This is a genomic window from Hyphobacterium marinum (genome assembly GCF_036330325.1).
GTDB classification, from domain to species: domain Bacteria; phylum Pseudomonadota; class Alphaproteobacteria; order Caulobacterales; family Maricaulaceae; genus Hyphobacterium; species Hyphobacterium marinum.
Window position 1 is genome coordinate 107027 of record NZ_JAZDRO010000005.1, and the last position, 17431, is coordinate 124457.

The 17431-nt window shown below is 64.1% G+C and carries 22 protein-coding genes; 5 read left to right on the forward strand and 17 right to left on the reverse strand.

Annotated features, from left to right (window positions below; genetic code table 11):
• Positions 1–51: 51 nt before the first annotated feature.
• Genes V0U35_RS11915 through V0U35_RS11925 form a run of 3 tightly spaced genes read right to left on the reverse strand, consistent with a single transcriptional unit; the run spans position 52 to position 2129 of the window.
• Positions 52–957: an ABC transporter permease gene (locus tag V0U35_RS11915; protein WP_330196944.1), complete on the reverse strand. Its 906-nt coding sequence runs from the start codon at positions 955–957 to the stop codon at positions 52–54.
• Positions 954–1889: an ABC transporter permease gene (locus tag V0U35_RS11920; protein ID WP_330196945.1), complete on the reverse strand. Its 936-nt coding sequence runs from the start codon at positions 1887–1889 to the stop codon at positions 954–956. The genes V0U35_RS11915 and V0U35_RS11920 overlap by 4 nt, the downstream gene beginning before the upstream one ends.
• A 54-nt stretch (positions 1890–1943) precedes the next feature.
• Positions 1944–2129, reverse strand: coding sequence for a hypothetical protein (locus V0U35_RS11925; RefSeq protein WP_330196946.1), 186 nt, complete (start codon positions 2127–2129; stop codon positions 1944–1946).
• A 102-nt stretch (positions 2130–2231) separates the two neighbouring features.
• On the opposite strand from V0U35_RS11925, the gene V0U35_RS11930 reads away from it, so the two are divergent.
• A complete protein-coding gene (locus tag V0U35_RS11930) occupies positions 2232–3173 on the forward strand; it encodes an ATP-grasp domain-containing protein (RefSeq protein ID WP_330196947.1) in 942 nt (313 codons plus the stop codon).
• 18 nt (positions 3174–3191) lie between these two features.
• On the opposite strand, the gene pdxH is transcribed toward V0U35_RS11930, so the two are convergent.
• On the reverse strand, positions 3192–3863 hold the full coding sequence (gene pdxH, locus V0U35_RS11935; protein ID WP_330196948.1) for a pyridoxamine 5'-phosphate oxidase: 672 nt from the start codon (positions 3861–3863) through the stop codon (positions 3192–3194).
• Between the two features lie 80 nt (positions 3864–3943).
• On the opposite strand from pdxH, the gene V0U35_RS11940 reads away from it, so the two are divergent.
• The 4 genes from V0U35_RS11940 (at position 3944) to V0U35_RS11955 (ending at position 7834) form a co-directional block, all read left to right on the forward strand.
• On the forward strand, positions 3944–4444 hold the full coding sequence (locus V0U35_RS11940; protein WP_330196949.1) for a J domain-containing protein: 501 nt from the start codon (positions 3944–3946) through the stop codon (positions 4442–4444).
• A gap of 61 nt (positions 4445–4505) precedes the next feature.
• Complete coding sequence (gene aroC, locus V0U35_RS11945) at positions 4506–5612, forward strand: chorismate synthase (protein WP_330196950.1); 1107 nt, start codon at positions 4506–4508, stop codon at positions 5610–5612.
• Between the two features lie 87 nt (positions 5613–5699).
• Positions 5700–6971 carry a hypothetical protein gene (locus V0U35_RS11950; protein WP_330196951.1) on the forward strand — a complete coding sequence of 424 codons (1272 nt, stop codon included), beginning with the start codon at positions 5700–5702 and terminating at the stop codon, positions 6969–6971.
• Between the two features lie 146 nt (positions 6972–7117).
• The gene (locus V0U35_RS11955) at positions 7118–7834 is read left to right on the forward strand and encodes a hypothetical protein (protein WP_330196952.1); all 717 of its coding nucleotides are present in this window, start codon (positions 7118–7120) and stop codon (positions 7832–7834) included.
• Between the two features lie 15 nt (positions 7835–7849).
• Here V0U35_RS11955 and V0U35_RS11960 read toward each other — a convergent pair whose 3' ends face one another.
• From V0U35_RS11960 to V0U35_RS12020, 13 genes are all read right to left on the reverse strand, one after another.
• The gene (locus V0U35_RS11960) at positions 7850–8596 is read right to left on the reverse strand and encodes a TlyA family RNA methyltransferase (protein ID WP_330196953.1); all 747 of its coding nucleotides are present in this window, start codon (positions 8594–8596) and stop codon (positions 7850–7852) included.
• A gap of 9 nt (positions 8597–8605) precedes the next feature.
• Positions 8606–10522, reverse strand: coding sequence for a 1-deoxy-D-xylulose-5-phosphate synthase (dxs, locus tag V0U35_RS11965; RefSeq protein WP_330196954.1), 1917 nt, complete (start codon positions 10520–10522; stop codon positions 8606–8608).
• Between the two features lie 17 nt (positions 10523–10539).
• A complete protein-coding gene (locus V0U35_RS11970) occupies positions 10540–11427 on the reverse strand; it encodes a polyprenyl synthetase family protein (protein WP_330196955.1) in 888 nt (295 codons plus the stop codon).
• Entirely contained in the window at positions 11427–11777 is a 351-nt protein-coding gene (locus V0U35_RS11975) for a tRNA-binding protein (protein ID WP_330196956.1), read from the reverse strand. Before V0U35_RS11975 ends, V0U35_RS11970 begins: the two co-directional genes overlap by 1 nt.
• Positions 11778–11784: 7 nt before the next feature.
• A complete protein-coding gene (locus V0U35_RS11980; protein ID WP_330196957.1) occupies positions 11785–12033 on the reverse strand; it encodes an exodeoxyribonuclease VII small subunit in 249 nt (82 codons plus the stop codon).
• Between the two features lie 83 nt (positions 12034–12116).
• A complete protein-coding gene (locus tag V0U35_RS11985; RefSeq protein WP_330196958.1) occupies positions 12117–12713 on the reverse strand; it encodes a histidine phosphatase family protein in 597 nt (198 codons plus the stop codon).
• A gap of 46 nt (positions 12714–12759) precedes the next feature.
• Positions 12760–13692, reverse strand: a complete 933-nt coding sequence (locus V0U35_RS11990; protein ID WP_330196959.1) for a histone deacetylase family protein — start codon at positions 13690–13692, stop codon at positions 12760–12762.
• 65 nt (positions 13693–13757) lie between these two features.
• Positions 13758–14198, reverse strand: a complete 441-nt coding sequence (locus V0U35_RS11995) for an SET domain-containing protein (RefSeq protein WP_330196960.1) — start codon at positions 14196–14198, stop codon at positions 13758–13760.
• 195 nt (positions 14199–14393) lie between these two features.
• The gene (locus V0U35_RS12000; RefSeq protein WP_330196961.1) at positions 14394–15032 is read right to left on the reverse strand and encodes a hypothetical protein; all 639 of its coding nucleotides are present in this window, start codon (positions 15030–15032) and stop codon (positions 14394–14396) included.
• A 129-nt stretch (positions 15033–15161) separates the two neighbouring features.
• Positions 15162–16031 carry an SDR family oxidoreductase gene (locus tag V0U35_RS12005; protein WP_330196962.1) on the reverse strand — a complete coding sequence of 290 codons (870 nt, stop codon included), beginning with the start codon at positions 16029–16031 and terminating at the stop codon, positions 15162–15164.
• A gap of 50 nt (positions 16032–16081) precedes the next feature.
• On the reverse strand, positions 16082–16834 hold the full coding sequence (gene lepB, locus V0U35_RS12010; RefSeq protein ID WP_330196963.1) for a signal peptidase I: 753 nt from the start codon (positions 16832–16834) through the stop codon (positions 16082–16084).
• 17 nt (positions 16835–16851) lie between these two features.
• A complete protein-coding gene (locus tag V0U35_RS12015; RefSeq protein ID WP_330196964.1) occupies positions 16852–17166 on the reverse strand; it encodes a YbjQ family protein in 315 nt (104 codons plus the stop codon).
• The gene (locus V0U35_RS12020) at positions 17163–17402 is read right to left on the reverse strand and encodes a hypothetical protein (protein WP_330196965.1); all 240 of its coding nucleotides are present in this window, start codon (positions 17400–17402) and stop codon (positions 17163–17165) included. Before V0U35_RS12020 ends, V0U35_RS12015 begins: the two co-directional genes overlap by 4 nt.
• Between the last annotated feature and the right edge of the window lie 29 nt (positions 17403–17431).

The window sequence follows — 17431 nt, forward strand, 5'->3', positions numbered from 1 at the left end:
CCCGGACGGATTACCGTCCGGGCCTTTTTCTGTCTTCGGATTGGCTGCCGCCTACCGGTCTTTCGGGTCGATCGCGTCGCGCAACCCGTCACCGATGAAGTTGAAACAGAACAGCGTCAGCATCATCGTCAGGCCCGGCACGATCAGCGTCCAGGGCGCGACTTCCATGTCCTGGGCACCCGCGGCGATCAGGCGGCCGAGCGAGGTGTCCGGTTCCTGGACGCCCAGTCCCAAAAAGCTGAGGAAGCTTTCCGCGAGGATGACGACCGGAATGGTCAGCGTCACATAGACAACGACCGGCCCCAGCACGTTCGGGACGATGTGCCGGCGGATGATCGCGAACCGGGACACGCCGGCAGCCTCAGCGGCCTCGACGAATTCCATGCCTTTGAGCGCGATGGTCTGCCCGCGCACGATCCGCGCCATGGTCAGCCATTCGACCGCACCGATGGCGAGGAAGATCAGGATGATGTTCCGCCCGAACACGACCATCAGGATGATGACGAAGAAGATGAAGGGCAGCGAATACATGATGTCGACGAAGCGCATCATGGCCTGATCCACGCGCCCGCCGATGAATCCCGCCGTCGCGCCCCAGGCCACACCGATAACCAGCGACACGCTGGTCGCCGCCGCGGCCACGAAGAGCGACATCCGAAGCCCCACGAGCGTCCTGGCAAACAGGTCCCGCCCCTGCGCATCGGTTCCGAAAATATGCAGGTTCTCGAATGTCGGCGAGATCCAGACCAGATCACGGTAAATCGTCTCGTGACTGTGCGGCCAGACCCACGGCAGCACGATCACGCACAGGATCAGGAAAGCGATAACGCCCATGCTGGTGACGGCCGCGCGGTTCCGGAACAGGCGGCCGCGCGCATCATCCCACAGCGAACGGCCCTGAACCGCAGCCGATTCCATCGCTTCGGTGTTTTCGTTGGTCGCTGAAGTGTTGATCATTTCTCGAACTTCACTTTCGGATTCAGCGTGGCGTACAGCAGGTCAGCGATCAGGTTCAGCGTGATGATCAGGCTGGCGTAAAGAATGACGACACCCATCACGACCGTGTAGTCCCGCTGCAGCGCGGCGGTGACGAACTGCCGGCCGATGCCGGGCAGCTGGAAAACCTGTTCGATGACGATCGAGCCGGTCACGAGCGCCGCAGACGCCGGTCCGAGATAGCTGACCAGCGGCAGGACCGCGGCGCGCAGCGCATGGCGGAAAATCACCACCGGAGCGGCCAGCCCCTTGGCATAGGCCGTGCGGATGTAGTTGGAGCGCAGGACTTCCACCATGCTCGCCCGCATCAGGCGCGAGATGATGGCGATCTGCGGCAGGGCCAGCGTCACCACCGGAAGGATCAGCCGTTCGGCGGTCATGCCGTAGCGCGGATCAAGACCACCGGTCGGGACCAGCCCGAGATACAGGCCGAATACCAGGGCCAGCACTGGCCCCATGACAAACGGCGGTATGGTAATCCCCGCCATGGCAAAGCCCATGACGGCGAAGTCCCCGGCCTTGTTCTGTCTCAAGGCGGCAATGGCACCGAGCAAACTGCCCAGGAACAGCGCCAGTAGGATGGAAAGACCACCAATGGTCGCACTGACCGGGAAGCCTTCGGAGATGATGTCGGACACCGTCTTGTCACGGAATTTCAGCGACGGACCGAGATCGCCCTGAACAAGGTTGGCGAGATAGTCGACATATTGCTCGTGCAAGGGACGGTCGAGTCCGAAGTGGGCCAAGACATTTTGCCGCACTTCCTCGGGCATGGGCCGTTCAAGGTCGAACGGACCGCCGGGCGCAGCACGCATCATGAAAAACGCCACCGTGATGATGACGAGAATTGTCGGGATGGCGACGACGATACGTCGGGCGATATAACCGAGCATAATGCCCCTGCATTTTCCTAGCGGTGTGCCAGTTTCATGCGGGCGGGCGCTGTGTCAATCAAGTGAAGATCGCAGCCCGGCATTTGTAATGAAGGCGCGTTCATGGGCGGAAATGCCCTCACCGGCTCCCATGGCCACACCGGCATGCACGGCCTGTGCAGCGGCCAGCACCAGCAGAACGGCGACGCAGCGGCGCAACCGGGCCGACACGAAATTCATGATGTGAATCCACCGGGGCATGGGCAACCTTTCACGTTTACGGGGCTTCCCTCGCAATCCCCGTGCCGCTAAAGGGCTGTGTCCACTATCAGTGCGTCAGCTAATCCAAGGGGCGGAAAAGACGTGTACGGCAAGTCCGACATCAACAGCACGGCGTGGTGGACCGACTGGGACATTCGCGACGGTGTTGTTGCGGTCAAGAGCACCGGCCAGCGCCTGCCCTTCGGTCGCCGTTTCATGCTGATCTGTGCGAACTGGTTCGTCTATTATCTCTGCATGGAAGCCTGGCGCGCGGCCTCGTTTGCCCGCAAGGGACCGAAGATCGCCTTCACGCCGCATCGTCCCCGGCCCTGGTATTTCGTCTGGCCGGCCCTTCATGCCGCTGGCGGCCATATCGTCTCGCGGCCCGAAGACGCCGACATTGTCATGTGCTTCGAGGACGCCACGAAATCGACCCTGCCTCCGGCTTTCGACGGCAAGCCAACACTCAATTTTGGCTGCAATGACGTGACCAAGAGCAAGGTCGCCCAGGTATTCGAGGACGTCTTCGGCTATCCGCTCCATGTCGACCCGGCCACCCATGACGGCCAGATGGTCGAAAAGTCCGAGATCAACGGTGCCCATGATGGCCAGGTCATTTCCGGGCCGCAGCAGGCCCGGCCCGGCTTTGTCTACCAACGGGTTGTCGATAACCGCACCAATGGTGATCTGGTTGAAGACTATCGCTGCCTCGTGATCGGCAAGTCCATTCCGCTCGGCTTCATCAAGCGGCGCCCGATGGAACGCCGCTTCACCAATGCCAACACCGAAGTCCAGCTGGTCGAACCGATCGCCTATCTGTCGGCCGAGGAAATTACCAAACTGCTCGAATTCGCGAGCCGCATGGGTCTGGAATGGGGCGCACTGGATGTCCTGCGCGACCGGACGGACGGGCGAATCTACGTCGTCGATGTCAACAAGACCAATATCGATCCGCCTATCGCCCTGCCCCTGCACCAGAAGCTGAAGGCCACCCGCCGTGTTGCCGGTCTGCTGCGCGAAATGGCCGGGATGAGTCCCGACTAATTCCGCGCGTTTCGCTGCTTACGGATAAAGACGGTCGGTCTGCCAGGGGGATGCCGGCGACTCGCGCCGGAACACCAGCCGGTCATGGAGGCGGAAGGGGCGGTCCCGCCAGAATTCAAACGATTGCGGGACCAGCCTGAACCCGCTCCAGTGGGGCGGGCGCGGCACCTCACCCAGCCCGAAGCGGGCGGCCTCCCGCGCCACGGCCTTCTCCAGCGCGAAACGGCTTTCCAGAGACCTAGATTGCGCCGATGCCCAGGCCCCAATGCGGCTGTCACGCGCGCGCGATGCGAAATAGGTATCCGCCTCCTCGGCCGACACCGGTTCTATTGCACCCCGCAGACGCACCTGCCGCCGCAGGCTCTTCCAGTGAAAGCACATGGCCGCTTTGGGATTGGCCGCCAGCTGCATCCCCTTGGCGCTTTCCAGATTGGTGTAGAACACGAAACCAGCGGCATCCGCGTCCTTCAACAGCACCATGCGGACATCGGGCAGGCCATCAGCGTCTGCCGTGGCCAGTGCGACAGCATTGGCGTCATTGGGTTCCTTCCGGCGGGCATCGGCCAGCCAGTCCGCGAACAGCGCGACCGGATCTGTTTCGGTAAATATCTCGACCGCATTGGCATCCGCCGTCTGCGCATAGTCCGCCTCGCTCGGTGACGGCGGGATATCCGGTGTCGCTTTTTTCATGGGCAGGCTCCTTGCGCAGGCCGTCATCTTCTACGCCCCCGTCAACCTTTCGGGAACCCTGTTGGACCTAGCCTGTCAGCATGGTGGGACAAGATCACGACCGGCAGGCCGCATTGGCGGTACTGGGCCTCGATCCCGGCGCGAACAGCGACGCGGTGCGTGCGGCCTTCCGGCGGCAGGTCAAGGCCCTCCACCCGGATCATTGCGCTCCGACACCGGAAAGCCTCTCCCGCCTCGCCGAAACCCTGTCGGCCATGCGGACGCTCGAATCGACCGGTGACGACCTCAGCGAAATCGAGATCGATGCCACGGCCGCCCGACAGGGAATCGTTCGCGTTGTCGCACGGATCGGCGGCAACCTGATCTTGCGCATCCCGGCGGGCGTTGGGGACGGTGACATCGTGACAGCCGTTGGCTCCGACACCGGGGTCCGGATACGCATACGTCCCGAATCCGGACCGATCACCGTCGCCCAGCCTGATCCCGGACCGGATCTGTCCGGATTCGTTGAACGGTTTGCCGCGCCCTCCCCGGCTTCGCGTTTTGCCGGATGGGTGCGCAGGCGGCCGCCAGCGGCGTGACGGGGAACGACCGGCGTTCTAGTCTGTCATTTCACTGCTTCCTGATCGGACCTGACCGCCCATGTCCTTCAACACGTTCGGCCGCATGCTCCGCGTCACCACCTGGGGCGAAAGCCATGGCAAGGCACTGGGCGCGGTCGTCGATGGCTGTCCGCCGGGCATTGCCCTGACCGAGGCCGACATCCAGCCCTTTCTGGATCGCCGCCGCCCGGGGCAAAGCCGGCACGTGTCACCGCGGCAGGAGCCCGACCGGATTGAGATCCTCTCCGGTACGTTTGAGGACGACCGCACCGGCGGTCCGCTCACGACCGGCGCGCCGATCAGCCTGATCATCCGCAATGAGGACGCTCGTTCGGGCGACTACAGCGCGATCCGGGACAGCTGGCGGCCCGGCCATGCCGATTTCACCTATGACATGAAATACGGCGTCCGCGATTATCGCGGCGGCGGGCGGTCGTCGGCACGCGAAACCGCGGCCCGCGTCGCCGCCGGTGCGATTGCCCGGAAAGTCCTGGGTCCGTCGATCAGGATTCGCGCGGCACTCGTGCAGCTCGGGGATCAGGAAATAGACCGGGCCCGCTGGGACTGGAATGACGTTGACCAGAACCCGTTATTCAGTCCCGATGCGGCCATTGTTCCGGACTGGGAAGCCGCCCTGGATCAGCTCCGCCGCGATGGCTCGTCAACAGGCGGCATCGTCGAAGTCGTGGCAAGTGGCCTTCCCGCCGGCTGGGGTGCCCCGGTCTACGCCAAACTTGATGCCGATATTGCCGGTGCGATGATGTCGATCCCGGCAGCCAAGGGGGTCGAAATCGGAGCCGGCTTTGCCGCTGCAGCCATGCGGGGCGAGGACGCCGCCGATGAGATGCGCAAGGGGGATGACGGCCCGGTTTTCCTGTCCAACGCCAATGGCGGGACATTGGGAGGCATTTCGACGGGACAGGACCTGGTTGTCCGCTTCGCGGTGAAGCCGACCTCGTCGATCCGGATACCGCGGCGGACGCTGACCCGGGACCTGGACGAAACCACGATTGAAACTCGGGGCCGCCACGACCCCTGTGTAGCCATTCGCGCCGTCCCGGTCGGTGAAGCGATGCTGGCGCTGACGCTGGCGGATCACTACCTGTTGCACCGTGCCCAGACTGGGCAATCGGGCGAACCTGACTAAACCGTTCATCCTGCGCTCATGGCCAGGCCGTTAACCTTGCGGCAAGGTCGCCGGACTCGAGGCGACGCCTCCAGGAAGGACCCAGCGATGAAACTGTTCCGATCGACGCTGCTGGCTGCGAGCTCCATGACGCTTGTAATTGCCGGCGCGACCGCCTTGACCGCGCCCGGTGCCCTCGCCGACGACGCGGCGTTTGAGTATGGCGATATCCAGACGATTGTAGCGCTCCAGGACCGCGGCGATGACCGGCGCGGCGGACGTGGTGCCCGAGGCGGCCGCGGCGGTAGCGATGATGGCGCACGCGGCGGCAACCGCGGCGGGCGCGAAGGTGCCCGGGGCGGAAATCGTGGCGGGCGTGACGGCGCACGCGGCGGCAACCGCGGCGGCCGCACCGACGGTCCGCGTCGACCCGATGTCCGGATCCCGGACGAAAGACCGGGCGGCAATTTCCGCGGTGGACGCGGCGACAATCGTGGCGGCGAGTGGGGCAATCGCGGTTCGCGGGGTGGCAATCGCGGGGGTGAACCTGGCCTGCATGGCGGCAACCGCGGCGGACGTGAAGGTGCCCGGGGCGGAAATCGTGGCGGACGTGAAGGCGCACGGGGCGGCAACCGGGGAGGCAACCCGCGCTTCGACAACCGCAATCGGGGTGGACGCGACGGACTCCGCGACCGCAATCGAGGGAACCCCCGGTTCGATAACCGCAACAGAGGCGGCCGCGACGGCTACCGCGGCGGCAACCGCGGCAATCCGCGTTTTGACAACCGGCACCGCGGCAACCCCCGCTTCGACCGCCACCGCGGCGGGCCGCGCTACAACTACCGCAATAACCACCGGGGCCGGTATGTCCCGCCCCGGCGCTATCGCGCCTACTCGGGCCGCTATCACCGTCCGGCGCGGGCGAGCTGGCGGTATCACACCTACTATTATGACCATGGCTATGACCGCTATAACTGGCGGTATTACGACCGGGCCTGCCATGCCAATGGCGAGAGCGTCATCGCGGGCGCACTGCTCGGTGCGCTGTTCGGCGCGGCAATCGCCGACGACGATGCAGCGGGAGCCCTCTTCGGCGGCTTCCTCGGTGCCAGTGTCGGCTATGGGCTCAACGACTGCGACCGGGGCCAGTACCGCTATGCGGTGACATACGCGTTCAACAACAACTCGCCCTACTACTGGCACAACCCCTATTCGGGTGTCCGCGGCGTTGTTTATGCCCGTGACTATTACAGCTATCGCGGCCAGCGTTGCCGGTATGGCGATGCAGAGATCTTCATGCCGGACGGGTCGGTCGAATATGACCAGGTCCGGATGTGCCAGGACCGCTATGGCCGCTGGCAGGTCGCGAACTACCAATAGGGCTTGAAGCCCGTATCTTGCATGGTGAAGCCGGTCCTGAACAAACAGGGCCGGCTTCGTTCATGTCAGGCTCATCGGACCTTGCTAGTGTCCGTATCGAACCACCGGGCAATCGGGCCCGGAGAAACGCCAAAGGGAGTTTCGCCATGACCCTGTTACGCGCCACGCTGCTTGCCGCCGCCTCGACGATGATTCTCGTCCCGGCCGCCGAAGCCCAGCATTCTTATTCCTCACAGGACTGTGAGTCCCAGCGCCAGGGCCGCCAGGTCGCCGGTGCGATTGTCGGCGCGATCCTCGGCGGAGTCATCGGTGCCGAAATTGAAGACTCGATCGACGACCGCGACAATCATCGCGGACGGTACGGCAGGGGCCGCCACCGCGGCGGACGCCATTACCGCGGTCGTGATCGCGGCAACGAGAACGACCTCGCGGTCGCCGCCGGTGCCGGTATCGGTGCCCTGGTCGGCGCCGGCGTCGCGGGTGGCAACCCCTGCGCCCCGGCCCGAAACCCGCACTATGACAGCGGCTATTACGGCGATCCGTATGACGGCAAGCCGGCCGGCTACAATGACGCCTATTACGGCGATGCGGGCTATGGCTATGACGACGGATATGACGGCTATGGCTATGAAAACGACGCCTATGTCCGCGACTATGACCCGAACACGCTGGCCGGTGGCCCGGAGGGCTATACCTACACCCAGCCGGACTACACGGGCGATGCCCGCGTCTACACGGCGACCTCGGTGACCGGGAATTGCCGCTGGATGCAGTCCCGCAGCCAGAACAGCTACGGTCAGGTCACGACCAACGACGTCTATATGTGCCAGGGATCGGACGGCATCTGGCGTCCCGCCCAGTAAGACACTTACCCCGCTTCAAAGGCCCTGCTTGCGGGCGGTGATGAGGAATTCGACATTCCCGTCGCCGCCCGTGATCGGGCTTTCAATCATTCCCCTCACCTGAAATCCGCTTCGCCCGTCGAGCCAGCGCCTGACGGCTGCAATGGCGCTTTCGCGCGCGGCGGCGTCGCGCACGATCCCCTTCTTGTGAAGGTTTTCGCGCCCGACCTCGAATTGCGGCTTGATCAGCGCCACGAGATCACAGGTGTCTGCCGCCAGCCCCAAAGGCCGTTCAAGGACTTTCGCCAGACCGATAAAGCTGGCATCGCAAACAATCAGGGCCGGAGGTTCGCCGATCCGTGTCGCGTCGAGTGTACGCGCATCCTGGCCTTCGAGATTGAGGACGCGCGGATCGCCCGCCACATCCGGGTGCAGCTGGCCGTGCCCGACATCAACCGCATGGACCCGTGTCGCGCCGCGTTCGAGCAGTACTTGCGTAAACCCGCCGGTTGACGCTCCGACATCTAGACAGGTCTTCCCCGCAGGATCGATCTGAAAGGCGTCGAGCCCGGCGACGAGTTTCAGCGCAGCGCGGCTGACATAGGGGTGTGCCGCTTCAGCCACCACGGCGGCACCGTCCGCGATTTTCTGGGAGGGCTTGGAGATCACAACCCCGTCAGCCGTCACTCCGCCCGCGGCTATCGCGGCCTGCGCCTTGGCCCGGGTCTCGAAATACCCGTGCTGAACGAGAAAAAGATCGGCGCGTTGTGGAGGCCAAACCAAGGCTGGCGATCAAACAGCCGCCGCAAGCGTTGCGGCTGCCTCATCGGACCGGCCGATAGCCTCGAGCGCAGCGGCCGCGATATGGCGGGCGTTGAGGCCTGCGGCTTCGTACATGGCGTCGGGCGTATCCTGGTCCTGGAAAATGTCCGGCAGGGTCAGGGTGCGGATCTTGAGGCCGCCATCAAGCACGCCTCTTTCGGCGAGCATGTGCAGGACGAAGGCACCAAACCCGCCGCGTGCGCCCTCCTCGACCGTGATCAGGACTTCATGTTCGCGGGCGAGGCGAAGGATGAGGTCTTCGTCGAGCGGCTTCGCGAAGCGGGCGTCTGCGATCGTCGCGGACAGGCCACGCGCACCAAGATCATCGGCGGCCTTGAGGGCTTCCTGGAGGCGTCCGCCTAGTGACAGAATGGCGACTTTCGAGCCTTCGCGGACAATCCGGCCCTTGCCGAGGTCCAGCGGCTCGATGGTCTCCGGCATCTCCAGGCCCAACCCGTTGCCGCGCGGATAGCGGAAGGCGCTGGGCGCATCGTCGATCTGGGTTGCCGTGGCGACCATGCGGGCCAGCTCGACCTCGTCGGCCGCGGCCATGACGACCATGCCCGGCAGCTGGCCGAGATAGCCGATATCGAAAGACCCCGCGTGGGTGGCCCCGTCCGCGCCGACCAGACCGGCGCGGTCGATGGCAAAGCGCACGGGCAGTTTCTGGATCGCGACGTCGTGGACGACCTGGTCATAACCGCGCTGCAGGAAGGTCGAATAGATCGCCGCGAAAGGCTTCATGCCGGCTGCCGCGAGGCCCGCGGCGAAGGTCACGGCATGCTGTTCGGCGATGCCGACATCGAAACTGCGGTTCGGGAAGCGCTCGGCAAAGGTATCGAGACCCGTTCCACTCGGCATGGCGGCGGTCACTGCCACGACGCTGTCGTCGCGTTCGGCCTCGTTGATCAGGGCTTCGGCAAACACCTTGGTGTAGCTGGGCGGGCCGCCAGCGGACTTCTTCTGCTCGCCCGTGACGACGTTGAACTTGGCGACACCGTGATACTTGTCGTCCGCGGCTTCGGCGGGAGCATAGCCCTTGCCCTTCTGCGTCACCGCATGGATCAGCACCGGGCCGTCAATGCCATCGCGGACATTACGAAGGACCGGTACGAGCTGGTCGAGGTCATGGCCATCGATGGGGCCGACATAGCGGAAGCCCATTTCCTCGAACAACGTGCCGCCCATCGCCATGCCGCGCATGTATTCCTCGGCCCGGCGGGCCGCTTCCTCGACGCCGATGGCCTTGGCCACGCCTTTGCCGAGCTTGCGGATGCTGCGATAGCTTTTCGAGGAAACCAGCCGCGCGAAATAATGGCTCATCGCCCCGACAGGCGGCGCGATGGACATGTCGTTGTCATTGAGGATGACGATCAGGCGCTGACCCAGCGCGCCGGCATTGTTCATGGCCTCATAGGCCATGCCCGCCGACATCGCGCCGTCACCGATCACGGCGATGACGTTGGAATTGCCGCCCTTGAGATCGCGCGCCACGGCAAAGCCGAGGGCTGCGGAGATCGAAGTCGAGGCGTGCGCGGCACCGAACGGGTCGTATTCACTTTCCGAGCGCTTGGTGAATCCGGACAGTCCACCGCCTTGGCGCAGCGTGCGGATACGATCACGCCGGCCGGTCAGGATCTTGTGGGGGTAGCACTGGTGTCCGACATCCCAGATCAGCGTGTCGTCCGGCGTATCAAAGACGGCGTGGATGGCCACGGTCAGCTCGACCACGCCCAGACCTGCGCCCAGATGCCCGCCGGTGACCGACACGGCATCAATAGTCTCGGCCCGCAATTCGTCCGCCACCTGTCTTAAGGTCGGCAGGTCGAAATTGCGCAGATCGGCCGGAACCGTGACGCGGTCCAGTGTCGGGGTTTCAACGGGCATCAGCTCTCGCTTTCGCTTCAGGAGCGGCGGGTGAGGACATAATCCACCGCCTCTCGCAGGATGTTTGCACGTTCACCGAAGGGATCAAGGTGATCCTTGGCCTGCGCGGCGAGACGCCGCGCCTGGTCGCGTGCCTCGGCCTCGCCCAGAATGGTGACGAACGTGGCCTTTCCTTGACCGGCGTCCTTGCCGGTCGACTTGCCCGTCTCACTCGCACTACCGGTGGCATCAAGCAAATCGTCAGTGATCTGGAACGCCAGCCCCAGATCGTGGGCAAAACCTTCCAGCGTCCGCCGCACTCCGGCATCGGCCCCGGCCAGGATCGCCCCGGCTTCGGCAGCGAACCCGATCAGGGCCCCGGTCTTCATGCGCTGCATCCGCGTAACGATGGAAATGTCCCATTGTTCCGCCGGCGCGGCCATGTCGATCATCTGCCCGCCGACCATCCCGCGCGCACCGGCCGCAGCCGACAGACGCGTCACCAACTCACAACGGCGCGCCGCGCTGGCATGGGTGTCGGGGTGGGCCATGATCTCGAAGGCCAGCGTCAACAGCCCGTCCCCGGCCAGCACGGCGGTCGCTTCGTCATACGCCTTGTGGACGGTCGGGCGGCCCCGGCGAAGGTCGTCATCGTCCATACAGGGCAGATCGTCATGGACCAGGGAGTAGGCGTGGATGCATTCGATCGCCGACGCACAGCGCAGCAGACCGCGTTCCTCGGCTCCCACCAGACGCCCGCACTCGATGGCCAGGAATGGCCGGATCCGTTTGCCCGGCCCCAGTGCCGCATAGCGCATGGCCGACAAAAGCGGCGTCTCAGGACCGTTGGCGCGCGGCAGCAGCGCGTCGAGCGCGACCGTAACCCGGTCGGCGGCCTCTTCAATCGTTTTGAGGAAATCCGCCATCAGGCCATCCGCGCGCCGCTCGGGACATCACTGTCCGGTCCGAGCAGAACGATATCGCCGGATTCATCAGGCAAACCGAGGACCAGGACCTCGGACATGAAAGGGCCGATCTGGCGCGGCGGAAAATTCACAACGGCAATGACCTGCCGGCCCACCAGGGCTTCGGGACTGTAATGGCGCGTGATCTGGGCTGAGGATTTTTTCACGCCGATATCCGCGCCGAAATCGATCCACAGCTTGATCGCCGGCTTGCGCGCCTCGGGAAACGCTTCGGCGCGCTCGACCCGACCCGCACGGATGTCGACCTTCAGGAAATCCTCAAAGGCGATTGGTGAAGCGGCCGCACCCAAGGTCATCTCAGTCGATGCCGGCCGGCTCGGTCCGCGCCGTGCCGTCTTCACCCAGCACGATTTTCTCGACCTTCAGCTCGGCGTCCTTCAGCTTCTTCTCGCAATGGGCTTTCAGCGCCGCACCGCGTTCATAGATCGCAATCGACTGTTCGAGCTCCACCTCACCGGCTTCCAGCCGCTTGACGATGGACTCCAGTTCTTCGAGCGCTTTTTCAAAGCTCAGCGATGCGATATCTGAATGGGCATTTCCGGCCATGCCGGGATCCTCCGAAAATTCAGGTCTTGCCGACGTCACCATAGAAAGGCGTTCGACGCGCGGCAACGCGCAGGAACGGCCCGCTAGCGGCCGACGTATTCGTAGCGCCGGAAGGTCCAGTACTTGTCCCCGCCATCGCGCACACAGCGATAGCCGAGACGCCGCATTTCCGGGCGCATCATGCGGTTGAACCAGCCATGCGCGCACAGAAGCACCGGCCCGTCCTCGGCGGCCTCGACCAGTTTCTTCGCCGCTTCGCGCGCCCGGCGTTCGGCCTCGCGACGTGATTCCATTCCCCGTGCCATTCCGTGCCACCAGGTGATGCGCGCGAACACGCCCCAAGTGTAGGCGCGGTACCGGCCGGTGATGGGGGGCGGCGGAAGCGCGGCTTCCACGAAGATCGGGTCAATGACCAGATCACGACCAGGCGCTGCGGCTTTCGCCGTCTCGATGGCGCGCGGCAGTGTACTGGCAAAAATGGTTTTCGCCTGCTCGGCTTCAGCGATCAGGTCGGCCGGCGGTTCCTGTCCGGGTGCGAGCCCGGCGGCGTCATAGCCCTTCCACCATTCTTCATAGCCGCGCCAGTCAACGGATTCGCGCCGGTTCTTGTCCGGGCGTCCGTGACGGGCAATCGTGATAGCGCCACGCGCGGGAGAGGATGGGGACGGATTGTCTGGCATGCGGATGGATCGTGAGGGGCTCTAGTCTGGGCGGCTTCGGCGCCGGTCACGCCTCTGCCAAGGATTGCACAAATGCGGCTGCAGACCGCCCGAGCGCAGGCAAGTCGTATCCGCCCTCCATCAGGCAGACAAGCCGCTTGTGTCCGATTTCGCCAGCCAATGCCGCAAGATGCGCTGCTGCCCACGCGAAATCTGCTTCCTGGAGTTGCAGTCCCGCCAAGGGATCATCCGCATGCGCATCGAATCCGGCGGACACCAGAATCAGATCAGGCGCGAATGCGCGCAAGGCCGGTGTGATCTCCCGCTCGATGGCCGCCCGCCAGCCCGGGCCGGACAGGCCGGCACCGACGGGCACATTCACGACATTGCCATCAAGCCCCGTTTCACCGGCCATGCCGGTTCCCGGATAGAGGGGCGACTCGTGAATGGACGCGAAGAAGACGCGCGGTTCGCGCTCGGCCAGTTCCTGGGAGCCATTACCGTGATGCACGTCGATATCGACGATGGCGACACGGCTCAGGCCATGGGTTTCCAGCGCATGCATCGCCGCAATGGCGATATTGTTGAACAGGCAGAACCCCATTGGCCGGGCTCGCTCGGCATGATGGCCCGGGGGGCGTATCGCGCAGAAGGCCGCGTCGAATTCGCCCGACAGGACCGAATCGACAGCGGCCATGCCCGCGCCGGCGGCGCGCAAGGCGGCCTCCAGCGAGCCCTTTGTCATGAAGGTGTCCCAGTCGAGACCCACGAGCGTGTCATCGTCCGGCTCGCTGGCGAAGATCCGGTCGACATGGGCTTCTGTATGGACCCGCTCGAGCGCAGCCCGATCAGCGCGTGGCGCATCGATTCGCGGCAACGCCGCCAGATCCGGCGCATTCAATGCGTCGAGGACGGATTGCAGGCGGGCGGGCTGTTCGGCATGCGCCGGCGGGATGCGGTGCTCGAACCCCGCCTTCGCAGTAATCACTCCGGTATTCATGGACCTTTGCTCGCCTTGGCTGCCACGCGCATGTTCACCGCCGCGCGGCAGTAAAGGCAAGGCGGTCAGGCGGTGATTTCCGGTCCGTGCCCATTAAAATGACCATTCGCAATCACGGCCGGTGACGGCACGCGCGACGGCAGAATGGTCACTTCGGACATGAAGTGCCGGTAGTCACAGGTCAGTTCCTCGCCTGCCGCAATGTTGCGGGTGGCATAGCCATCCCCGTCAGCACGGAATTCGATGGCCGGCCACTCACTGTGGTTGAGAAAACGGGAGTGATCGCCGTCGAGCAGGAAGGCATTCAGTCCGGCGTCGAAATAGGCGTACCGGTCTATGAAGTCCTGCAGGGGTTTCGGGCTGGCCCGGTATTGCTCGTGGCTGATCAGGCGGTCGAACATCGGGTTGAGCGTCCAGACATGTTGTCCGGCCATGATCGGCTCACCCGCAAAAACGCCGGTGCCCTCGATGGCACTCGAACCCACATAGGTATCGATAAGAAGCATGAGGCTTGTAATGACCCATCCTGCCAGCGCGTCGACGCAGGCGATGAGACAGGCGGGCCGGTAGGCCCGCAGAGTGCGACGCTCCAGCGCCTATGTTGCGCAATCTGTAAAAAACGCAAATCACATTTTTTGCGGACAAGCCGGCACCCCGGACCGGTTCCGGTCCGGGGTGGGCAAGTCGGTTTTCAGGCTGGCTTATCCGCCGACCTGACCGGTGGCACTCCCCGTGGCGGAGAATTCCGACCTTGTCATGCCGAGGACCACGGCATTGGCATCCGAATCGAAGAAGGCCGAACCGGAGGCAACCGGTTTGGAGGGGCCACCCGACCGCGTCGAGACGAAGACGCGTCCCTGACCGGAACCGCGTGTATCGACACGGTCCACCGTACCGACCTGGAAACCATCCGAGGAATAGACCCGGACGTCCGCGTAATTGCCCTCATGGCGTGCGTGGGCATTGGCGCTGGTTCCCATGGATGCGCCCGCCGGACTGCGCAGGCTGGCCCGGGGCATGCGGGGCGGTGTCGCTCGCGCCCGGCCATAGGCGGCTGCATCGGCTTCGAGCGCCTGGCGCAGGCGCGCATTCGCGTTGGCAGCGGCATAGTGCGGCAAGGAGGCACTCAGATCCGATACGAGATCGGCATTCAGAGCCATGCCGGTGCGCTGGTCGACCATCACGTCAGCGGTGTCGTTCAGCGTGCTGTCGAGCCGGGTGTCGATCTGCGTCGACTGGTCCACCGTACCGCGCACTCCGCCGACCACATCGCCGAGCTGGGCGTGGGCTCCGGCGCTCAGCGCGAGCGCGCCGACCGAAGCGAGAATAAGCGTTTTCATGGCGTTCTCCCTTACTTGAAGGAACACCCGTCAAACGCATCCGACACGCAAAGGTTCGAACTTAATGACAGATCGCGCGAAGATTGCGTGCCAAGCTCAGAGGAAACCCGAACAGCCCTACAAGGTGGATCAGGTCAGCGAGACATTCATGATCTTCACGCCCGGCGGCGCGGGCGGTTCGTCAGGCACGAAGAAGTCCGGCAGCAATTCCACGCCCGGCTCGACGCTGTACTGGTCGAGATCGGTTACGCCTTCGGCGGCGAGGAAGCTGTCGTCGATGAGGAAATTGCCGGTGAATTCCGCCGCCGGCTTGGTCAGGACGCGATACGCGACATCGGCCAGGATTTCCGGCTTGCGGCAGTTGCGGAACGCCTCTTCCCCCGCGAGCACATTGGCGATGGCCGCCGTGGCGATCGCGGTACGCGGCCAGATCGCATTCGCGCCAATCCGGCCTTTGAACTCACCCGACCAGCCGAGGATGCACAGGCTCATGCCGTACTTCGCACTCGTATAGGCGACGTGCGGCGCGAACCATTTCGCGTCCATGTCGAGTGGCGGCGACAGGGCAAGAATGTGCGGGTTTTCCGCCTTCAGAAGGTGCGGCAGGCATTTCTGCGTCACCAGGAAGGTCCCGCGCGCGTTGACCTGGTGCATCAGATCCCAGCGTTTGATGGGCGTGTCGGCTGTCGACCGCGGAAAAATCGCCGAGGCATTGTTCACGACCGCATCAATGCCGCCGAATGTCTCGACCGTCTTGGCGACAGCCGCCTCCACCGAGGCTTCGTCGCGGATGTCACAGACGATGGGCAGCGCCTTTCCACCAGCGGCTTCGACCGCCTCGGCAGCGGTATGAATGGTGCCGGCAAGCTTGGGGTGCGGCTGATCGGTTTTAGCGGCGATGACGATATTCGCGCCGTCACGTGCGCAACGTTCGGCAATCGCCAGCCCGATTCCCCGGCTTGCGCCGGTGATGAAAATGGTTTTTCCGTTCAGCCCCATGGCCTCGCGACTCCCTTCTACTTAGGTCCGGGAGCCAGACTAGGGCGAAGTTACAGCCCGCGCCACACCCGGCCGGTCGGGCAGTAATAACCGTCTTCGTCCCGGCAGCGGTGCAGGGTGAACATCACCGTCTCGGCCCGTCCGACAATTTCCGACAGGCGGACATAACCCGGACCGCCACTGCCATTGATGCCGGGCGGAACACGGCTGTCCGTCGAGCTGTCCCGGTTGTCGCCCATGACGAAGGCATGCCCGTCCGGCACGCGGTAAGGGCCGGCATCATCGAGACCGCCGACATCCGACTGTTCGTAAATTAGGTGACTCGCGCCGTCCGGCAGCATTTCGTCATAAACCTCGACCTCGACGGTGGGGCCGCGGTGCATGCGGTAGACCCGGGTATCGACCGGCTCGCGATGGACCAGCTCGCCATTCACATAGAGACGGCCGTCGCGATAGGTGATAATGTCCCCCGGCAGGCCGATCACGCGCTTGATCAGGTTGCGGCGCGACTCCGGATTGCGAAAGACCACCACATCGCCGCGCTCCGGTGTCCGGCCCAAAATGCGCGCATTCCAGCTTTCGGGCAGGTAGTAGCCAAGCCCAAGCGGCAGCGAGTGGCGCGAATAGCCATAGGCCCATTTCGACACCAGAACCCGGTCACCGACTTCCAGTGACGGCTGCATGCTTTCAGACGGGATGTGGAAGGGCGCGAAGATCAGCGTGACGATGAAGAACCACACGCCAGCAACCCCGGCGATAAAGCGCACGGTTTCACCCACTTCGCCGGCAGCTTTGTCCGCCATGCGCTTGAACACTGATGTCATTTCAGTTTTACCGCCGTTCCATACGCCAATATCTCGGAAGTCCCTTCCATAATGGTCGATGTGGAAAAGCGGAAGGTAACGATCGCATCCGCGCCCATTTTCTCGGCGTCTGTGACCATTCGGCCAAAGGCCTCGTCGCGCGTCTCCTCCAGAAGGCGCGTGTATTCGCTGACTTCACCGCCGACGAGATTGCGCAAGCCCGCCACGAAGTCGCGCCCGACAAAGCGCGCCCGGACAATATTGCCCCGGGCTATGCCCAGCGTTTCGGCAATCTCCCGGCCGGGAATCTGGTCATTCATCGTAACGATCATGTCTTTGGCCCCTCCTGGGGCGGAGGCGGCGGGCCGGCCCGGTCAATCGCGGCGCTGTGAAACAGCAAGGCAATGCCTGCAGCAGGCACGGCAGCGACGATGATCCAGACCAGGGCAAATGGATAGTCAAACCGCACCCCGGCCAGCCGGTCGAGCGCGACCAGGGCGACCACGGCAGCCAGACCTGATCCGGACAGCAGATAGGCCAGCCGGGTTGTGGAACGGGACAGGGACATGCGGCTTTACCCTTGAATAGGAGTCAGGG